Here is a 20,058-nt window from a genome sequence, read left to right as displayed (position 1 = left end):
AAAAAGGGAAGCACAGGCTCAACAAAACAGGCTGGATTCCGGCCTGTTTTTTCATGTGAAATTTTCGATTACAAAATTGTAAATTATCCCATTCAGCCCTGGTAGCTTTGACATCAAGATACGACAAGGCAGGAGAAAAAATGATGAGTATATTAAAAAAGCTGCAAGAACGGGTTACCACGACGGGAATATACGTATTTTTCATGTGTATGGTAGGCCTGATCGTCCTCTTGTATACGAACCATTGGTCCTTTTTGCACTATTCAACGACAGAGTGGGTCACGATCTATTCCTTATTGGGAGCAGTTCTGATTTTGGAGCATTTTACATTCCAGTTGCCACCAGCCAGTAACAAGCAGTCCATGGATTCCTCCGTGTACCTCGCTTGTATTTTTGTGCATGGCACTGAAATTGCCATTTTGATTTTGCTGTTCAATGTGATTATTGCTGCGTTTCGGCATACAGAACTGTCCTGGTGGAAACATGCAGTCAATTTTTCCATTTACGCACTTTCCATTTTCGTATCGTCAACCGTATTCGAACTAAGCGGCGGAACGCAGGGAGCCTTAAACGAGGACCATTTTACTTCCTACCTGCTGGCATTGATCTGCTACTTTACGGTGAACACAATCACCCTCGGCATCTACTTCTATATCGCATATAAAGGGTCGTTCAATGAGCTCAAACAGGCTTTTTTGGCTGAATCCCTGCTTGTATACTTATGTACACTCATCCTGTCTTTGGTGTTGACCACGCTGATTTATTACAACGGAATTTTAGGACTTTTGCTGTTCCTGGGCCTAAGCATGCTCTTATCCCACGCGTTCAAGCAAATGTTCACGATGTATCGTGAGATTGAAGAAAAAGCCAACACGGATCGCAGAACAGGGTTGTACAATCACAGCTACTTTGAAAATACGCTTGAAGCTGAACTGAATATATCCAGATCGCAGAATATTCCCCTAAGTCTGGCGCTGATTGATATTGATGATTTCAAAAAATACAATGATCATTTCGGTCATCTCAAGGGTGATCAACTACTGGGGTTTCTCGGTGAGTTTCTGAAAAGGGAAACGTTCGGTACTCACATTACCGTATCCCGCTATGGTGGAGAAGAATTCACTCTGCTTATGCCCGATCATACCGCTGAACAAGCTTATGAAAAAGTCAATGCTATCCGAAAAAGACTGAATGATTCCCGTTACGAGGGAGTCGAAATTTTCCCACACGGGTGCCTGTCCTTTTCCGCAGGCATTGCACAAAGCCGCATTGACATCTACGACAAATCACAGCTGGTCGATCTGGCGGATAAAGCACTGTACTACGCCAAGAAACAGGGCAAAAATATCGTTCATACACACGGCAGTCTAAATGAAGTGGAACGCGAGGTCGATCTGGGACAAGATATCCGTGATCTTGAGCAGCAGCTCAATCTGTTCTTGTACAAGGATATTAACACCTTCAAGCATTCCAAACGGGTATTCAGGTATGCAGCGGACATGAGCGATGTGCTTCAGCTCGGTCCAAAGGATAAACGGCGTTTTTTACTGGGAGCCCTCATTCACGATATCGGAAAACTGGAAATTCCCTGGAATATTCTTAATAAAAAAGAGAAGCTGTCCAGCGAGGAATGGCGGATGGTACAAGCTCATGTCATGTGGGGCAAACGTATTGTCGAAGCCAACGAACGATTCATAGATTTAGTTCCTTTTGTGGAGCTGCATCATGAACGTTATGACGGGGGAGGCTATCCGTTTGGCTTTAAGGGCGAGCAAATCCCAAGGCTGTGTCGGATGCTGACAATCATCGACTCTTTTGATGCGATGACAACCGAGCGTCCCTATCAACCGACCAAAACATTCGAGGAGGCCATCGAAGAATTGCGTACTTGTTCGGGAAGCCAATTCGATCCCGAACTAACGGCTATTTTTATCCAATATATTCAACATAAGCAACCTGCTTTCACGCAGTCTATAGAAGCAGGCTTCTAATGTCTCATACACTATTCCTCTTTATCCCTACTGTGAATGAAATCCAGGCGATTTCATTCACAGTAGGGATTTTTCATAGGGATTCGCATTCTGCATGATGCTTATTATTTCAAATTTCATATAAATGTCATAATTCGTTCCATCTATTCACGCTATATGCACTATGATTAAGATAGGAATTGGTTTGTCCGTATAAAATGCTACAAATGAGGATATCCTCGCTTCAAGTAATCGAGAGAAGGTGACTTCACAGGCATGTTGTACCTGTCCAGACCAGCCCGTGCGGCTTGTCTTTTATTGCTGTGTCTCCCTCTTCTGCTCCTGTTTCCTCACTCATCGTGGGCTCATGCATTTGTCGTTGAATCCAGTCCGACCGAAAATCAGGTTTTGGACAAGTCACCTTCTCAGGTGACTATCACTTTCAACGAAGATTTGCAATCTGCCTTCATGTCCATCAAAGTGACCGATGAAACAGGCAAGCGGGTCGACACAGGAAAAGCACAGCTCAACCCAAAGCACCCATCCACCATGGAAATCCAATTGATTCCAGGCATGAAAAATGGAATTTACACCATCACTTGGAGAGCTTTGTCCGCAGATGGACATCCAGTCAATGGAGTGATTCCATTTCAAGTAGGTAGCGGTTCCAATGCGTATACCGATCAAGCTACCCCTTCTGAAAGCTCTGGGACATCACGAATCGACTTAATCGCTGTCCGTTGGCTCCTTTACATAGGACTATCGCTGCTTTTTGGAGCGATTTGTTTCCGACTGTTCCTCTTACCGAGCATAAACCGAGACAAGAATCGCAGTGAGCAGAAGATGCTTAATCAGCAGCCCTCTGACACATTACCCCGTTGGACTAAGTTGCTATGGAGCGGCTATGGCATAACGTCTGCTGCCATTTTAATCAGCCTACCGCTTCAGGCGTCTTGGGATGCTGGAGTTTCCATCAGGGAGGGCTTCTCACTTCCCATTCTGGGAGAAGCGCTTCAATTTACTGGGGCAGGTAAAATCTGGTTTATCCAGATGATTCTCGTGCTGCTTCTAAGCGTAACGTTAATTTATGCGATTGATCCCAGCATTTCCAATCGCCAGCGCCGTGTATGGGGCTACAGCTCCGTTCTACTAACGCTGAGCCTCATGCTATCCAAGGCCTTTGTTGGGCATCCGGCAGCAGCTACCCATCCGGCTCCAGCCATTGTGGCAGATTTCGTCCACCTTGCAGCGTCAGCCTTTTGGATCGGCTCACTTACCGTCATGATGGTGTGCCTGCCTGTTGCCGGATCGGAGCTGCCTGTATTCAAGCAGGCAGCTCTGCGACAAATCGCCCTGCGCCGCTTTGCTGGCTGGGGCATTGCTATGGTGGCGGCGCTACTCGCCACTGGTATTTATGGAGCGGTGCTGTACCTGCCGGCTCCCTTCATGCTGCTGAACACGTCCTATGGACTCGTTCTGCTCGGTAAAGCAGCGCTACTGCTAGTTATGCTGGTCTTTGCAGCCAGCCAGTTCCGCAGCGCTCGACAAGCGGCAGCGAGCAAACGAGCCGCCGGAGGATTGCGTGTCGAGCTGTCCGTCGGCCTGCTCGTGATGCTGTTGGCAGCGGTGCTCACTCACATGTCACCTGGCCAGGCACCTGCTGTACCGTTTGAGGAGACTCGCACTACTGGCGAATACAGCGTTACACTGGCAGTCAGCCCGAATGCTGTGGGCAGCAATGAATTTAAGGTATCCGTTCAGGATAGCAAGGGTACTGCCGTTTCAGGTATCCAGCAAGTCACATTGACGCTTACCCCAGCTGATCCTGACCAAGATCAACAGGAATTTGTTCTGCCCGTGAAGCAGCAACAGCCCTTCCGCAGTCAGGAATTGATAACCTCCGAAGGAACATGGGTGGTAAAAGTACATGCCCTGACGGCATCACTCGATGCGGTTGATGCTGAATTTACTCTGCATGTAGGCGGTAAAAAATAATTATTTTATCTAACAAGGAGCGAAATGAAGATGAATATAACGATTCAAACAGCAAAATCCAGGTTTTCCAGGCTCACAACCTCTATAGGTTTAATTGCGGCTGGTGCCTTGCTTTTTGCAGGTATGGCCAGTGCGCATGTGACGGTCAAGCCTTCCGTTTCACAACCTAATGCGTGGGAAACGTACACGTTGAAAGTGCCTGTGGAAAAAAACATTCCAACCACCAAAGTCGCTTTAAAAGTTCCTAAAGAGGTCGTTTTCAAACAATACGAGCCTGTACCGGATTGGAAGGTAGTCACCGAAAAAGACAGCTCTGGCAAAATAACCACCGTCACATGGACGTCTGAAAAAGACGGCATTCAAGCGGGACAGTACCAACGCTTCAGCTTTGTAGCACAAAATGCAGACCAGAATACCGCGGCAGCCTGGGACGCCTTCCAATATTACAGTGACGGAAGTATTGTGGAATGGACAGGCGATGAAGGAAGTAACAATCCTCATTCCATTACCAAAATTACGGCAGATGCCACACCCGAAACTTCTGCTCCTGCCGCAGACAGCGGACATGATTCGGCAGGCACCGCAGAGGGCCATGCGAGCACAGATACGGCCAAAGATAACAGCAGTGCAGCGCCGACCTCGGACAATGCTGCTGAGGCTACGCCTGCCGCTTCTGCTCCAGCCAGCTCTGCTGCACAAACAACAGCACTTGTCCTCTCGATCATCGCAGTCGTGCTTGGTGCCGCAGCAGTAGGCATTGCACTCAAGCGTCGCAAGTAATCTGAGTTACAAACAACAGAGCCTTACATGTAAAAAAGCTGGTGCCATTCATTCAGGCACCAGCTTTTTTTATCGTTATCTCATCCTATCATTTCACATTCACCTATCTATCATTTTTTTGGTAAAATGATAGAAACCTCACGATTCTAACATGATAGCATTGCAATCTATTGAGCATAGGAGATCATAGGATGAAAATCGTAAATAAGGCTCTGTTATCTAGCGTTATCTTTCTGAGTACCGCAGCGGGCATCTATAGTCCATTGGCACAAGCGGGGGCGGGTAAGGTCAGCATCATGCTGGACGGATATCCATTGCCGTTCCCTGTACAGCCTGCCATGATGAACGGCACGACGATGGTTCCCTTTCGCGCTATTTCTGAGGCTCTGGGCATTACAGTGAAATGGGATCAAGCCAGCCAAAGCATCACCGCTACCAAAGCGCAAGGCAATGTAACCAAGCAGGTGGTTCTCAAAATGGGGAGCCGCAATGCCACAGTAGATGGACAAACGGTTCAACTAACAGCAGCACCGCAAACCGTACGCGGCAGCACGATGATTCCGCTGGGCTTTTTCGGGCAACAGTTTGGAGCCACAGTGAACTGGAACCAGGGAACACGGACGGTCTCTATCACATCGCCACGTGAAGCTATGTACACTGTAGGCTTCTATGCACTGTCTTCCTTTGACCAAAAATCCAAAATACCGAATTTTAATGCCGTTGCCTTCGGCTGGAGCCGAATTGATACGAACGGACAGTTCACAACAACCGGCAAAGAATATAAATGGCCTCAAGCTGCTGGAGCTGTAACGCCCGAGTCTATTCTACAGGAGGCAGATAGCCAGGGGACTTCCCCTTACCTGATGGTTTATTCTGTCGACGGTAATCATGAGCTAACCAAGGTTTTGGAAAATGCACAGCTTCAAGAACAGACCATTTCCCAAATCGTCAGCACTGCCACCGATAAACAGTTCAAGGGCATTACGTTAGATCTTGAAGGATTAGGCTGGAGTGGCGATAAGGCCAAAGCTCGCTCCGATTACAACGCCTTTATTAAAAAGTTATCAGCCAAAGCGCATCAAGCCGGGCTCAAGCTTACCGTCGTTCTGCATCCGCTGAATAGCTCTTACACTGGCTATGATTACAAGACGCTGGGCAATCTGGCGGACGATCTGATCATCATGGCCTATGATTACGGACAAAAATCTACGCCTGAGCCACTGGATAAAGTGGACGAAGCCATAAAGCTGGCGTTGAAGGAAACCTCGCGGGACAAGCTCATTTTGGGAATTTCAATGGGTAGCGAAAAAGACAGCACCATTAACGCCAAGATCGGTTTAGCCAAACGTTATGACCTCAAGGGAATTGCCATCTGGCGTCTGGGTATTATTGGAGAAACGGCCTGGGCGAAGATGAACGAATCGATCGAGTTTAAATAGTGTCCATTTTGTAAAAGGAATCCGTCCTTATTCCGCCCGCTAATGATTTTCATGCGCTTTCTATGAAATCATCGGTGGGCTTTTCTCATGTCTATCTTAGCAAAAGTGCTTGCCTGACTTGGAAATTGCCTCCACAGGCTCGCATCCCTGTTCTCCGTAGAAGATCCCCCAGTCTCTCATAAAATCCAGCAACGGTCTTAACGTATCTCCCAACGGGGTAAGCGAGTATTCCACACGCGGTGGGTTCTCGTTATAAATTTCACGGTGCACAATGCCATCACGCTCCAATTCGCGCAACTGCAAGGTTAGCATCCGCTGTGTAATATTAGGCAAGGTCCGTCGAATTTCATTATAGCGCCGCGGTCCTGTGGTCAAATGATATAAAATGACTCCCTTCCACTTGCCTCCAATCACCCCGACAGTTTTCGCTACCGGACATCCAAAATTAACGCTAACTGTATGTTCCATCTCCTGTGCCATGTATTCCCCTTCTTTCTACAGGATGTAGGCTAATAGCCTTCAGACCTATAACAAGGAACAAATATGTGCGTACTTGTTCCCTGCAAAAACTTTCTATATGATAACTATATATTCGATATTAGCTCTCAATATAGTAGCAGAAAACCCATAGAGTACCAACTAAACCCATATCAAAAGGAGTACATTTTATGTCCAATACATCAGCTAAAAAGCAGGAAATTCTGGATGCCTTTTTATTCAGACATGCCACGAAGGAATTCGACCCCGATCGCATCATACCTGAGGAAGATTTTCAATTTATTCTCGAAACCGGACGACTTTCCCCAAGCTCCGTAGGATTTGAACCGTGGCAGTTTGTGGTCGTGCAAAATCAGGCATTGAGAGAAAAGCTGGCGGCGGTTTCCAGTGGTGGTCAAAAGCAAATTCCTGCGGCCAGCCACGTCGTCCTGATCTTGGCACGTAAGGATGTTCGTTATGATTCTCCTTACGTGGAGTACATGTATAAAGAGGTTAAGGGGATGTCTGACGAAGACTTTGCCTCCCTATCAGGCCGCTATAAGATTTTCCAAGGTGAAAACCAACGCCTGCTGGAAAACGAACGCACGTTATTTGACTGGGCCTCCAAGCAAACCTATATTGCCTTAGGCAATATGATGACAGCGGCAGCTCAGATCGGCATCGATTCCTGCCCGATTGAAGGCTTTAACTATGATCAGGTACATGCCATTTTGGAGGAAGAAGGATTGCTTGAGAACGGGCTGCTGGATATTTCAGTCATAGCCGCCTTCGGTTATCGTGCTCATGAACCCAAGCGGGAAAAATCCAGACAACCCCTGGAGAAGGTCACACGCTGGGTCCTGTAAATATTCGTCCAATACTGTTAGTCAATCTTTAAGTTTGACACAATTTGAAGAGGCGGGCTGCGATCACTCATCTTAACGATGGCCCATCGCAGCCCGCCTCTTTATTTAAATTTTTTTCTTCTACAACTGTTTGCTTATAGCCGTAGTCAAGTTATCCTATATAATAAGATGTATCTGCCTACAAAGGAGTACAGTACACGTGGAAAGATCAGAGATATTGACAAGGATTGTTATTGTCGATGATGAAGAGTTAGCTTTGGATTATATGAAGCGTCTGCTTGGCGAGTTACAAGGCATACATATTGCAGGAGCTTTTACGAATCCATTCGTGGCTAAGGACTATATTCTACTTGATGATATAGATATAGCTTTTTTGGATGTAAGACTTCCAGGGATCAGCGGAATTGAATTAGCACATCAAATTTTGGAGCACAAACCCCATATTCAGATCGTTTTTGTTACAGCTTACGATAAGTACGCTATTCAGGCCTTCGAGCTTAACGCACTGGATTATCTGCTCAAGCCGGTCACGACAGAACGTCTTATCAAAACCATGAATCGCATTCTGAAGCGTGACGATCAAGCTACCTCCATGCCTGAGAATCAGCCTTCTGTTCTCCAGTTACAGGTTTTTCAATATGTCGTCTTCACATTACCGGATCAGCAACCCACTGTTATTCAGTGGAGGACTAAAAAGACCCAGGAGTTGTTTTTGTACTTGCTCCAGAATCATGACCAATGGGTTCGCAAATCAGCCTTGATTGAATTACTATGGCCAGAATATGAAGAAGATAAGGCCTACTCTCTTTTATATACAGCCGCTTATTACATTAGAAAAACGATAGCGCCGTATCATTCCTTTTTAGAGATTTCCAATACTAATGGCGGTTATATTTTGCACACGCAAAACGTTCTGTTAGATACAGAAAGATGGGAGTCTCTCCTGGCATCCGCTCCACAGATGAACAAGGAATCCATCCCATATTATGTAAAAATGATGGAACTTTACAAAGGGGACTATTTACAAGAATATGATTTTTGGTGGGTTGAAAGCGAACGCCAAAGGCTGCATAAAATGTGGTTATCCATATCATTAAAAATGGCAGAATGGTACAGAGGGAACTCCCAGCCTGAAGAGGCGATCTCTATTTATGAGGGCATCTGTAGTCGTCACCCCCAAGAAGAGGAAGCCTACTGGGGATTAATGAAGACCTATGCTGAGATGAATAAAAATAGCTTAGTGATCAAATGGTATGATTTATTATCATCCGTCTTATGGGAAGAGCTTCATGAGAAGCCCAATGAACAAATTACAAATTGGTTTAAAGAGTGGCAAATGGCTCATGCCTAATTTCACGACTGGGAATCATTCTCCGTACCCGTAGTGTCCCCATTAGAAGTGTCACTTACTTCGCCTCGTTCTGTATAGAGGACCTACGGGACAGAGATATTATATTTCTTGTCTTTGTACCTGGGGAACATGGAAGCTTACCGTTGTACCCTGGTTGGGAAGACTGCTAATAGATAATCCTTTACCGTATACTTGCTTCAAACGTCGATCTGTATTCCGTAATCCAATCCCGCTATCCTGTTCTTGATGAGGACTCAGCAGACGGTCCAGTTCCTCTTGACTCATGCCCACACCATCATCAATGATCGCTATTTCTGTTCCATCCTCCCGCTGCTGAATACGAATGCACAATGTTCCTCCATCTATCCGATTCATGATACCATGCCTGATTGCATTTTCTGCAAGTGGCTGAATCGATAACGGTGGCAATAGCAAGTTTATCTGTTCGTCTACTTCCCATACAATATCTAGTCTATTGCCAAAGCGTTCCTTCTCTATATAAAGATAAGATTTCAGGAGAGCAAGCTCATATTCCAGTGATACGACTCTATCCAGATTTTGAGGGTTAAAGCTTGATCTTAAATATTTGCCGAATTCCTCAATAAGATTCACCATTCTGGTGTGATCCACATGACTTAAAGATGCAATGGTATTCAAGGTGTTAAACAAAAAATGAGGTTTGATTTGTGCCTGTAACCACGCAGCCTCCATCCAAAGCCTCTCCCTTGCGGACTTTTTAACATCAGTCAAGGCACGGACCCTTGATTTCAATTCCATGGAATCCACAGGCTTCATAATATAATCGTTGGCCCCTGCAAGAAATCCCGTATATAAGTCCTCCTGCTGACTACGTGCTGTCAACAGCAACACAGGCAGCTCGGAAATGCTAAAGTATTCCCTCACACGCCGAGTTAACTCATAACCCGACATTTGGGGCATCATGACATCGGCTATTATTAAATCCCATTCCCGATGATCCAGCCTATGTAAGGCATCCTGGGCACTGGTTACAGTGACAAGGTCGTAAGGCTCCGACTCCGAGGCGAGAATGCCCTCTAACACCCTTAAATTGACCGGATCATCATCTACTGCGAGTATGGCAGATCGTGCAGAGCCTGCTGCAACTTGCATCACAGCTTCATTCTGTAGAGCTATAAAATCAGTATCTGCTTCTTCATCCATACATACCTGCTCGTTATCTCGTGATTCGTCTGGGGTAGGTGAGGGATCGAGCGGTAGTGTGAAAGAAAAGGTTGAGCCTTGACCAAGTTCAGAACTTACACTCAAAGATCCTCCATGAAGCTCCACCAATTGCTTGCTGATACTCAACCCAAGTCCAAGCCCATCCCCAATAACCGTCAAATGAGAATTTCCTTGTTCATATGGACGAAATATTCGCTTTTGCGTCTCCTCATCTATCCCAACGCCAGTGTCACGCACCTGAATACTGGCCATTTCGCCTTGGATGTGTGCGTGAACGGAAATAGTCCCCTCAGCAGTATGTTTAACAGCATTGTGAAGGAGATTGAACAGGATTTGGATTACTCGGTTTTCGTCCGCTAATACATTCGGAAAATCAGCAGGGATGTTAACTACCATGTTTAAAGGTTTCCCATCTGTCATGAATTGAAGCATATCCAATACACCCGAGGCTACAGCCTTGGGCTTCAGGCTTCTTTTTTCCAGAATAATATCCTTTTCACGTAGACGTGTAACATCCAGCAAATCATTCAATAATAAGGACATACGGCGGCCGACCGTAACAAGCAATTGCATGTTTCTCCTGTTGGGTTCATCCAGGGCGCCGCCCCGGTTCTCCAGCACAGTCTGTGCTATATTGATCATCCCATGCAGTGGATTTCGCAGCTCATGAGAGGTGTTGGCTAAAAATTCATTTTTCACCTGATCAGCGCGCTGCAATCTGTCCGACAGCCTTCTCAGTTCAGCATTCGTATTAAAAAACCGTTTGAACCAATAGGATGCAAATGCCACAAAAGCCAGCACAATATCCCAAGGGTAATAGGGGAGGTCATTCGTTTTGAAAATGCCCCACAGCATGCTGGATGCGATGCTAATGGATGCTAGCAACAGAAAAACAGCCTCTTTTTGCCCTCTGAATGTTCTAAGAAAGGCAAGAGAGGGAACTGTAGCACATAGAGTAATAGCTGGTAATGCGATAAGAATCATAAGAAATGCATAAAGGCTGGATGTAGGTGCAAGTAACACCAGAAGCGCAAAACAACAGTGGCCTATAAAAACAATCTGAATGATTCGGGATCGAACCAACAGAGACTGCGCTAGCTTCAGTACACACATGCCTATTCCAATATAGGAAAGGGTGGTTATTTTTAACGAAAGACTCAGATTAATGGGGAACCAGTCCAATAAAAGCTTGTCATCGTCTGTCAGGATGGATAATACCGTGCAGATTACAATTCCCGCAAAATACAGAAGCGCCTTCTTTTGTGGATTCATAAAAAATATAACGACTATATATAACCCGTGAAGCAGCAAAATAATACATACCATAATCTGCATTGCGATCGTGAAGTTGGTTCGGCTATTCACAGCATCCGCGCTTCCAAAAATGATAGGCTTCATAATTCCTCCACTAGCAGAGAAATCAAAATTGGATACTTGAATGACAATCTCAATGGTCTGCCTGTTCGCATCAAACATAGCAGAGAATGGAACAGTCGATCCTATATGCTGTTCGACCTTGCTAGAGACCTGACCACTATGACTAATTAAACGACCGTTCACAAATATGTTGGATGCCGTACTGATCTTTCCAATCCGAAGTCCGTATAGAGTGTCCTCCGACCTGTCACTCAAAATAAGCAGCCGATAGGTTCCAACGCCATATGCCTTATGATCCACAGGAGATACTGACTCACTCCATAATCCTGGTACCTGAATGGTCTGGCGCTGCTTCTGCATAAGTAAGGTTTTCAGTTCGGCAGGAGAAGATAAAGTTCCAGGATAAAATTCCCACTCCCCATTTAATGGCAGGGTCTTTATCTCCTGCAGATTCAAGCCCCTCAGATCCAGAATTCCCGCCTTGGCCCGGGGATAATCCTGATTGTGGTAATAATCAAACCACAACAAACGCAAGCCGATAATCACGATCAGAAATGACAGCGTAATTAAAAAAAAGTTCCGCTTATTCATCTACTGGTGATCCGGCACCATAATCAACGTACCGTTGCCGGGCTCTCATCTGAACCAGCAGCATTGGATGGTGACCAATCCTCATAGTTTCACAACCTTATCTACACAAATTTCATTTATCGTTCCTTAGCTCAGATTGTCCGTGCTACTCAAGCAACATACGAACCCCAGTAAGCACAATTCCAATCAGAAAACCTGTAAGCGCACCGTTAATCCGAATCCATTGTAAATCCTGCCCCAGCTTGTCCTCCATTAAAGCGATCAGTGAGGCATCATCCATTCGATTTACATTTTCTCGAACCAGATTACCAATCTGGCTATGATTTGCTTCCACTACTCCAGTAACACCTGCTACGATCCACGAATTAATCTTGTCCAGCAGCTCCGTATTTCTCCATAAATCAGACAGCATTTGATCCAGCAAAGGTACAATGTACGCCGTTACATAACTGGCATCTTCCATGTAATCCAGCAGATTACGACGAAGCTCTTCGAGCTTATCGGATATAGCTGCATCACCTTCCCAAGAATCAATAAAGGTGTTTTTCCAGTGATTCAGCCCCTCCCTGACCGTATCTTTGGCTGCCAGATGAATCAGCTGTGTGTTGAACCCATCCAGGACGGCCTGACGACGCGGATGTCCTTCATCTCGAAGCTCCGCTACGCGGTCCAGCAAAAAGTGACGAATCATCTCGCCCATACGCTCCTCATTCAAATAGCCAAGGAAAGCGTTCAGGGCAAACTGCATAAGCCCGCTGACCTGTAAGCCGCTAACAGCCTGCATCCCCAAGGTGCCTAGCGTAACCCCGGTGTCTGACCGCAGTAGCCAGGATTCCGTCTGCTCCAGCGCATAATCCAACGCCCGTTGGTCATACTTTCGCTCGCCAGCTTGCCGGGCGAGCACCTCTAGCAATGGTCCTATATCGAATTCAGTCGCCTGTCGCTTAACCCCGGTTGCGATGGCCGGGGCCAGCTCTGCCAGCGGAATCGAACGGACAAGTTGCTTGGCAAGAACATCTATAAAAGTGACCGCTTCGGGCGTACGTATTCCTTTTTCCACACTTTTCAGCACCAGCTCTGCCAGTCTAATCTCGGCAATTTTAGATGCAATACTTTCTTTATGAAGCAAATTATTCTCAACCGTGTTAACCAAGGCATCGGTCAGCTTTCCCCGATTTTTAGGGAGAAGCGCTGTGTGTGGAATCGGAATGCCCAGCGGATGACGGAATAACGCGGTTACGGCAAACCAGTCTGCCAACCCTCCTACAAGTCCGGCTTCAAAAGATCCGGCCAAAAGACGGGCCCAGCCAAATTGTTGAAAAGGTAACGTAGCAGCAAAGCCCGCTCCCATCATAACAAGTGACCAAGCTGCCGCGGTTTTTGTGTTTTTTGTTTTTCCCATCATGTAGTCCTCCAAACTAACTGTAAAATTTGTTTCATTACATCTGTAGTACCATCATATCATTGCCTGTGCAGATACCAAAGGTAACCATACTCTATTGTCAACAAATTGCATGATATTTAAAATTTGCACGTTAGCTTAAATTGAGTTCGCATAACCACACTTATCCATACATTTTCGTGAACAAAATCACAACAATTAAGTTACAACTATTTTCTAACAAAATGAGCCCTTTGAATCATTTTGTCGAAATATAGTCCCATTTTTCCTGAAACCTAAAGGATATATGCCTCAAAAGTGGAATTGCAAGATTACGATATATTCATTGAGGAAATTAATTATTTTCAACCTCATTCTTTATTTCATCAATTTAAGGAATGAATTCCAGAAGGACCCTATCCTTTTCAAATAGGTGCTTTCTGGTTAATTTTGTTATATAATGTATAGCCTCAAATCGATACATGAATATACTTTAATGTGATAAAATAACCTTTGTAAATGGGAACTCCGGTTCTAAAAGGATATTCATGAAACAAACTACAATTGTCTTACTAAAATTGTTCTTTTGTAAAGGAATTGGATATGACAACAAACCAAAAAAATGCCCAGTATGTCTGGAGCGAAGATCCAGTTGCAATTATATGTACACCCTCTGCTTTCGCTAAAAAATCCCTCTTTTATATACAGGAAATAGGCTATTTCAAAACAGATGCTTATGTAATGGAACGGCAAAAGCTCACCTCTTTTTTGCTCCTTTTTACTCTGTCCGGAAGAGGGGAATTACAATACCGGGGCAAGGATTATATATTGAAACCTAATGATATGCTTTTTATTAATTGCGAAGAATATGTACAGTACAAAACTTCCTGTCAGAAGACATGGGAGTTTATTAGTGTGAATCTATATGGCAATCTTATTGACCATTTCTACGAACAATTCGATAAACACAATAAGCCCGTAATTTCACTAAAGGATTCAAATGCAGTACTGGACAAGCTGCGTACCTTATTACATGTACAGCCAGAACGAAGCTTATCCTCTGAACTGCTCTCATCCAGGATAATCGTTGACTTGTTAACGATTATTTTACAGCACCCCTACGCCAATCCCAACGCGAATTCAGATGGAACGGCAGAGGTGCGCAAGGTAAAGCAATATCTGGATCAATCCTATTGCGAACGCATCACGCTGGATTCGCTAGCAGAAATGTTTGGTCTAAACAAGTTCAACCTGGCTAAAAACTTTAAAAAACAGATTGGTTTTTCCCCTATTGAGTATCTTATTAATGTTCGTATCACGGCTGCTCAAAGCTGGCTTAAAACTAGTGATGTAGCTATTGTGGACATCGCACAATATGTGGGCATTCCCAACACAAGTCATTTTATCAATCTGTTCAAAGAGCACATTGGAGAAACGCCTCATTCCTATCGCAAAAAATGGGGAAACCGTATAAAATAGGTCTTATGTATAATCTGCAAGCTTGCTTTGTCGATAAATAGCGAAAATCTGAGATTTAAACTTGCCTAATAGAGTACCTAACTGATAGAATAATAGTACAAGCTATTCAGGATAAATGGCAAACTTGTCGAAAGGCAAGGACGCAAAGCTACAGGGCCTTCTGTATGATGGCAGCCAGCTACCGGTTGAAGTGGCTTTTTGTCGTGCTTATTTTTCCCGAAAACTTTATACGAAATGGCAAACCTGTCGAAAGGCAGGGACGCAAAGCTATAGGGCCTTCTATTGATGATGGCAGCCTGGCCACCGAAAGGAAGTTTTTTATGGGGAAAATGATACTTTCCACACTTCTCCTATTTTTCATGCTGTCCGCAATTCTCTTAAATTCGACAATTTACGCTGCTGATAGTGTTGCATGGTTGGACCAAAACAATGTAAATCATGGGACGGTCAGTGTGCGCTACCCTGTTAAACCTAACGTTAAAACCAAGATTTTGGTTACCAAAGATGCACAAAAATACTCTTATAATCTAACACCCGGGAAATCCGAAGAAGTATTTCCTCTCCAAATGGGTAATGGGAACTATAACATCAGTATTTTAGAACAGCTTAGTGGTAATCAATATAAAGTGATAGGACAAGATACGATCGAGTTAAAGCTAAACGATAGCAAAGCGGTGTATCTTAATTCCGTTCAAAATATTAACTGGAGTAGTACTAATCAAGCGATTCAAAAAGCCCGTGAGTTAACCCAAGGTGCAACAACGGATCGCGAGAAGCTGCAAAAAATCTATGACTACGTAATTAGTCATATCAAGTATGACTCCAATCAGGCCTTTGCCTTAACGACTGACTATCTGCCACAAATTGATCATACGTTAAGCTCTCAAAAAGATATTTGTTATGGTTATGCTTCACTGATGGCTGCTATGTTACGAAGTGTAGATGTACCAACCAAGCTGGTTATGGGCAAATCTTCCTACGTGGACACTTATCATGCCTGGAATGAGGTCTACATCGATAATCAGTGGGTGGTCGTAGACACTACAGTAGATGCAGCACTTTATATGGGTAAACAGAAATTCCAAATGGTCAAAGATCCCTCCAAATACATTAAAACAAAGCAATATTAATATCAATGTTTTTAATTCATATTTTTTAAAAAATGAAAAAATAGAACTACATTTCTTGAAGAGCCTTGATCACATGATCAAGGCTCTTTTTCTATCCTTGTTGAGAAATTGTTGAGATGTGGCATGTATTCTAGTCCAGGAAGACAATGAGATTTCCAACCATTATCTAATTTCGAGTCAAAAGGAGGAGGTTCATCCCCGAACATGAATTTTCATAAATTCTGAACAAGTAATTAATGCGGCTAACATAGCATCATATGAATGAATGATGAATATATAAATACAGTTCTCTCGACCTCGAAGGAATAACCATTAGCCGTTAAATAAGAGTATTTTAAGAATAGGAGATTTGTTTACCGTATGAGAAAAAAATGGAATGCAGCAACGGTTGCGCTATTGCTCTTTTTGCAGTGTTTGTTCAGCACAACACAAGCTTATGCACAAAATCCCGACTCTACTCTGCCAGTGACCCCAGGAACCGATCCGGTTCAGAGTGTGACTAACGATGTTTATCCAATGCCCTCAGAGCCAATTAACATCCCACCTGCTGTCCCGGCTCCAGTCCCTGAACCAACTGCTGGCTCAACTTCTGAAGTTAGGGCAACTCAAGAAAGTATTTTAACCAAGCTAACCCTTACAGATTCTACTGGAAGTGTTATTGATGCAGTGTATAATCCCGATAACCGTATTGATATTGGTTCCGCCATCCATTTAGGCTATGAATGGGAACTGCCGAACCATACGTATAAAGCTGGAGACACCTTTACCTTTCAATTACCTGAGCAATTCCAAATTTACACAGATATTACGTCTCCTTTGACGAATACAGATGGAGAAGTAGGTCATTTTACCGTAGACCGTCAAGGTAAAGTGGTTATGACATTTAATGATTACGTAGAAAGCCACTCTAATGTCAGCGGTAAGCTAGAGATCAAAACTGAATTTAGCACACAAATAGAAAAAGGCAGTACACAAGTTATTATTGCGATCCCGATCAAAGGCGGCGAGCAAACGGCTATCGTAAATATTAAGCCTGCAGCTGGTCCTACAATGGAGAAACAAGGAAAGTTTGATGGAAAAGACCAAATTCATTGGACAGTTGACGTAAATAAACACTTGGATCCTATCAAACACGCTGTAGTAACCGACCCAACTCCCCAAGGACTAGAACTAGTCAAGGACTCCATCCGGGTAAACCATTTACAAATTAATGTGAACGGAACCACCGTGCTGGGGGACACTGTTAGCGCAGATAAGTATACAGTAGAGGCTGATCCGGTTGTGCCGGGCTTCAGAATCCGTTTTAACGAGGAGAATATTAACAGCGCCTACCGAATTCAATACTCCACAAACATAACAAGCGAGGATACTCGTTTCTCCAACACAGCCACTTTTTCAGGGGATGATGTGAAGGATACGTCCGCAACAGCTACAGTCACTGTTCAACGCGGGGATTTTTTAAGCAAAAAAGTGGAGAAATACGACCCAGTCACACAAACGATCTCATGGGCAATCAAATATAATTTTGCCAACAAAAAAATTCCCGCAGCTAAAGCCGCGTTAAGTGACCGTTTTAATAACAGCCAACAACTCATCATAAATTCACTTAAAGTGTATAAAGGGGATACACAGGATGAGCTCCCTGCATCCCAATACAGCGTCACTCCAGTTACTGACGATCATGGTACCAATGGTTTCAATCTGCTTTTCAATACGGATATTGAAGCCCCATATACCATCCGTTATCAAACAAAGGCTATAGATCGTGTAGTTAAAAATAGTAAAATAACGAACAGTGTAACTTCTGATGGGGTAACAAAAGAAACAACCACCGAACTGAAAAGTATAATTATCACCAAAGGCTATAAGGAACCGAACTATAACACCAAAACAATTCCTTGGGTCATTTCTATTAATGCGGATAAGTATACAATGGATCAAATCGTTATCGACGATGCCTTTCCGAATGGCGGTCTGGCCTTATTGCCGAACACATTGAAGATCCAAAGCGCGGACGGAAAAACAACACTAACATCACCGACAGACTACGAACTGATCCCTCTTACGCTGGATTACAAAAAAGGGTTCACTATACGTTTTCATAAAAAGATTCAAGACACGTACACCATTAACTACACAACTACCTTTAACAATGAATGGAAAATTGACAAAACCAAGCCGGACTTTTGGAATAAAGCCTCTATCACTTGGTTATACAACGGAACAACACAAACTGCTGAGGCCGAAGCTCGATTATGGCCGGACAATATGACCCAGCAAAATGGGGCGAAGTCAGGTAGTTACAATGCCAGCTCCAAGCAAATTACATGGGACATTAAGGCCAACTATAACCGCAAAACTCTGAATCATGCTGAAATTAGGGATACCTTGTTACAAGGGCAAAAACTGGTCCCAAATTCTGTTAAGGTATACGATATGACCCTGCTTGGATGGTGGAATGGCGTACAGAAAGGGGCCGAAGTACCTTCGAGCCAATATACTCTGGTTTTACCTTCCGCCGCTAACAACAACGAACTGCGCATCCAGTTTAACCAGTCCATCAACTCTCCTTACTGGGTCACTTTCCAAACAACATTGGAAGGGGAGCTTATTGATAAAGAGATTAACAATAACGCTCTGCTTATGGATGGAAAAAATGTAGATTCGGAATGGGCTGCCAAAGTGTCTGTACCCCACGGCGGAGAATACGTGACAAAGTCCGGTGCTCAGAATGGAAATAAAATCGACTGGAACATCCATATCAATGAAGGGCAATCCCATGTCTCCAACGCGAAGATCGTGGATACGCCCAGCAATAATCAAATTCTGATTGAAGAATCCTTTCATCTATACTCCACCAAAGTGTCTGCCAACGGAGAAGCTGTTAGGGACACTGAGTTAGTCAAGGATCAGGATTATAAGCTAAAAATAACAACGACTGCTCAAGGTCAGCAATCCTTTGAGCTTGCCTTTGCGAAGGCTATATCATCGGGTTATATTTTGCAATATCAATCCTTTCTTCAAGCTGAAGACAAGGCAAAAGTGAGCAATAAGGTTAATTTCGAGGGCGACCGTTTGACCACCGAAATCAGGGAAACAAGTAAGGAAATTACCGTGCGCACATCCTCTGGTTCAGGATCAGGAGGAGGAGTTACGGGAAGTCTGGAGATTACCAAAGTTGATGAGGACGATCACAATAAGGTTCTATCCGGGGCACGTTTTGCACTCTATGACAAGAATCAGAAAAGAGCACCTCTTGTCCAAACTACCAATTCGGACGGGAAAATCGTATTTTCTTCATTGAGTTATGATGACTACATCCTGGAGGAGCTTACTGCTCCTGAAGGCTACAAAATAACAGCGCCAAAAACAGAAATCAAAATAGATACAACTATCAAACAAAGTTCAGGCATTAAACAAATCGTAATCACCAACAAAAAAGACACTCCTGTTGATCCGGGTCCGGGTACACCTACTGATCCAGGTACGCCTACAAACCCAGGTACGCCTACCGATCCGGGTACACCTACGAGTCCGGGCTCAGGCAAAAAACATGATAAGGACCCTGAAATAACTGAACCTCCGGCGACGCCTGTTACGCCCGTAACAACCGAAGAGCCGAAAATTATCGAGGATGAGGATGTTCCGTTGGGCGTTCCGGTTATTGAACAGCCACCTGTAGAACCAGAGGCGCAACCATCCGCTGAACCAGGGGTGCAACCTGAGACACCGGAAGCCGATCCTCACCAGGAGCCTTCTCCGCCCGTGAAGATTGAAGAAGACCCAGTACCTAAGGGTGTAATCCGTCTACCGGCAGAAAAACCAGAAGATCCAAGTGATCCGGGTCATACACCCAAGGTGGATACATTGCCAAAGACAGGAGAAAACAGTCCTGCTCCCTTCTATGTAAGTGGCATGTTCTTAATTCTTCTGGGGGCCTATCTGGGTTATAGACGAACGCATAAAAAATAAATAACATTTTATAATCAAAAATCCCCCTTCTCAACTCATCATTTCAG

At 44.3% G+C, this 20,058-nt stretch carries 12 protein-coding genes and 2 riboswitches; of the genes, 9 read left to right on the top strand and 3 right to left on the bottom strand.

Features of this window, described 5'->3' with window-relative positions; all coding sequences use genetic code 11:
* Nucleotides 1-140: 140 nt before the first annotated feature.
* The 4 genes from KSP24_RS22240 (at nucleotide 141) to KSP24_RS22225 (ending at nucleotide 6,184) form a co-directional block, all read left to right on the top strand.
* Nucleotides 141-1,991 carry a bifunctional diguanylate cyclase/phosphohydrolase gene (locus tag KSP24_RS22240; protein WP_216976765.1) on the top strand — a complete coding sequence of 617 codons (1,851 nt, stop codon included), beginning with the start codon at nucleotides 141-143 and terminating at the stop codon, nucleotides 1,989-1,991.
* A gap of 255 nt (nucleotides 1,992-2,246) precedes the next feature.
* A complete protein-coding gene (locus KSP24_RS22235) occupies nucleotides 2,247-3,965 on the top strand; it encodes a copper resistance CopC/CopD family protein (RefSeq protein WP_216976763.1) in 1,719 nt (572 codons plus the stop codon).
* A 30-nt stretch (nucleotides 3,966-3,995) separates the two neighbouring features.
* Nucleotides 3,996-4,745 (top strand): YcnI family copper-binding membrane protein, encoded by a 750-nt coding sequence (locus KSP24_RS22230; protein ID WP_216976761.1) that lies wholly within the window; start codon nucleotides 3,996-3,998, stop codon nucleotides 4,743-4,745.
* A 191-nt stretch (nucleotides 4,746-4,936) separates the two neighbouring features.
* Nucleotides 4,937-6,184 (top strand): stalk domain-containing protein, encoded by a 1,248-nt coding sequence (locus KSP24_RS22225; RefSeq protein WP_216976759.1) that lies wholly within the window; start codon nucleotides 4,937-4,939, stop codon nucleotides 6,182-6,184.
* A gap of 96 nt (nucleotides 6,185-6,280) precedes the next feature.
* Here the strand turns inward: KSP24_RS22225 and KSP24_RS22220 are convergent, their stop codons facing one another.
* Complete coding sequence (locus KSP24_RS22220) at nucleotides 6,281-6,664, bottom strand: winged helix-turn-helix transcriptional regulator (protein ID WP_216976757.1); 384 nt, start codon at nucleotides 6,662-6,664, stop codon at nucleotides 6,281-6,283.
* A gap of 188 nt (nucleotides 6,665-6,852) precedes the next feature.
* On the opposite strand from KSP24_RS22220, the gene KSP24_RS22215 reads away from it, so the two are divergent.
* Nucleotides 6,853-7,527: an NAD(P)H-dependent oxidoreductase gene (locus tag KSP24_RS22215; protein WP_137077682.1), complete on the top strand. Its 675-nt coding sequence runs from the start codon at nucleotides 6,853-6,855 to the stop codon at nucleotides 7,525-7,527.
* A gap of 199 nt (nucleotides 7,528-7,726) precedes the next feature.
* Nucleotides 7,727-8,878 (top strand): response regulator, encoded by a 1,152-nt coding sequence (locus tag KSP24_RS22210; RefSeq protein WP_058711606.1) that lies wholly within the window; start codon nucleotides 7,727-7,729, stop codon nucleotides 8,876-8,878.
* A gap of 99 nt (nucleotides 8,879-8,977) precedes the next feature.
* Here the strand turns inward: KSP24_RS22210 and KSP24_RS22205 are convergent, their stop codons facing one another.
* Together KSP24_RS22205 and KSP24_RS22200 are read right to left on the bottom strand one after the other, a co-directional pair.
* Nucleotides 8,978-12,049 carry a hybrid sensor histidine kinase/response regulator gene (locus KSP24_RS22205; protein ID WP_216976755.1) on the bottom strand — a complete coding sequence of 1,024 codons (3,072 nt, stop codon included), beginning with the start codon at nucleotides 12,047-12,049 and terminating at the stop codon, nucleotides 8,978-8,980.
* Nucleotides 12,050-12,194: 145 nt separating this feature from the next.
* The gene (locus KSP24_RS22200) at nucleotides 12,195-13,451 is read right to left on the bottom strand and encodes a DUF445 domain-containing protein (protein WP_058711604.1); all 1,257 of its coding nucleotides are present in this window, start codon (nucleotides 13,449-13,451) and stop codon (nucleotides 12,195-12,197) included.
* 582 nt (nucleotides 13,452-14,033) lie between these two features.
* Between KSP24_RS22200 and KSP24_RS22195 the strand changes: the two genes are divergently transcribed.
* From KSP24_RS22195 to KSP24_RS22185, 3 genes are all read left to right on the top strand, one after another.
* Nucleotides 14,034-14,909, top strand: coding sequence for a helix-turn-helix transcriptional regulator (locus tag KSP24_RS22195; protein WP_064962209.1), 876 nt, complete (start codon nucleotides 14,034-14,036; stop codon nucleotides 14,907-14,909).
* A 107-nt stretch (nucleotides 14,910-15,016) separates the two neighbouring features.
* A riboswitch (cyclic di-GMP riboswitch) is annotated at nucleotides 15,017-15,095 on the top strand.
* 40 nt (nucleotides 15,096-15,135) lie between these two features.
* Nucleotides 15,136-15,217: riboswitch (cyclic di-GMP riboswitch) on the top strand.
* 108 nt (nucleotides 15,218-15,325) lie between these two features.
* Nucleotides 15,326-16,039 carry a transglutaminase-like domain-containing protein gene (locus KSP24_RS22190; RefSeq protein WP_172800050.1) on the top strand — a complete coding sequence of 238 codons (714 nt, stop codon included), beginning with the start codon at nucleotides 15,326-15,328 and terminating at the stop codon, nucleotides 16,037-16,039.
* A 360-nt stretch (nucleotides 16,040-16,399) separates the two neighbouring features.
* A complete protein-coding gene (locus KSP24_RS22185; RefSeq protein WP_216976752.1) occupies nucleotides 16,400-20,011 on the top strand; it encodes an LPXTG cell wall anchor domain-containing protein in 3,612 nt (1,203 codons plus the stop codon).
* The last annotated feature ends 47 nt before the right edge of the window (nucleotides 20,012-20,058 follow it).

Source organism: Paenibacillus sp. AK121 (genome assembly GCF_019042715.1).
Taxonomy (GTDB): Bacteria; Bacillota; Bacilli; order Paenibacillales; family Paenibacillaceae; genus Paenibacillus; species Paenibacillus polymyxa_C.
The sequence above is the reverse complement of the archived record's forward strand: the minus strand, read 5'-3'. Positions and strand labels throughout refer to the sequence as shown.

Coding starts and splice junctions, on each gene's coding strand:
- KSP24_RS22240 (WP_216976765.1), top strand. CDS start 141: ATGATGAGTATATTAAAAAAGCTGCAAGAACGGGTTACCACGACGGGA.
- KSP24_RS22235 (WP_216976763.1), top strand. CDS start 2,247: ATGTTGTACCTGTCCAGACCAGCCCGTGCGGCTTGTCTTTTATTGCTG.
- KSP24_RS22230 (WP_216976761.1), top strand. CDS start 3,996: ATGAATATAACGATTCAAACAGCAAAATCCAGGTTTTCCAGGCTCACA.
- KSP24_RS22225 (WP_216976759.1), top strand. CDS start 4,937: ATGAAAATCGTAAATAAGGCTCTGTTATCTAGCGTTATCTTTCTGAGT.
- KSP24_RS22220 (WP_216976757.1), bottom strand. CDS start 6,664: ATGGCACAGGAGATGGAACATACAGTTAGCGTTAATTTTGGATGTCCG.
- KSP24_RS22215 (WP_137077682.1), top strand. CDS start 6,853: ATGTCCAATACATCAGCTAAAAAGCAGGAAATTCTGGATGCCTTTTTA.
- KSP24_RS22205 (WP_216976755.1), bottom strand. CDS start 12,049: ATGAATAAGCGGAACTTTTTTTTAATTACGCTGTCATTTCTGATCGTG.
- KSP24_RS22200 (WP_058711604.1), bottom strand. CDS start 13,451: ATGGGAAAAACAAAAAACACAAAAACCGCGGCAGCTTGGTCACTTGTT.
- KSP24_RS22195 (WP_064962209.1), top strand. CDS start 14,034: ATGACAACAAACCAAAAAAATGCCCAGTATGTCTGGAGCGAAGATCCA.
- KSP24_RS22185 (WP_216976752.1), top strand. CDS start 16,400: ATGAGAAAAAAATGGAATGCAGCAACGGTTGCGCTATTGCTCTTTTTG.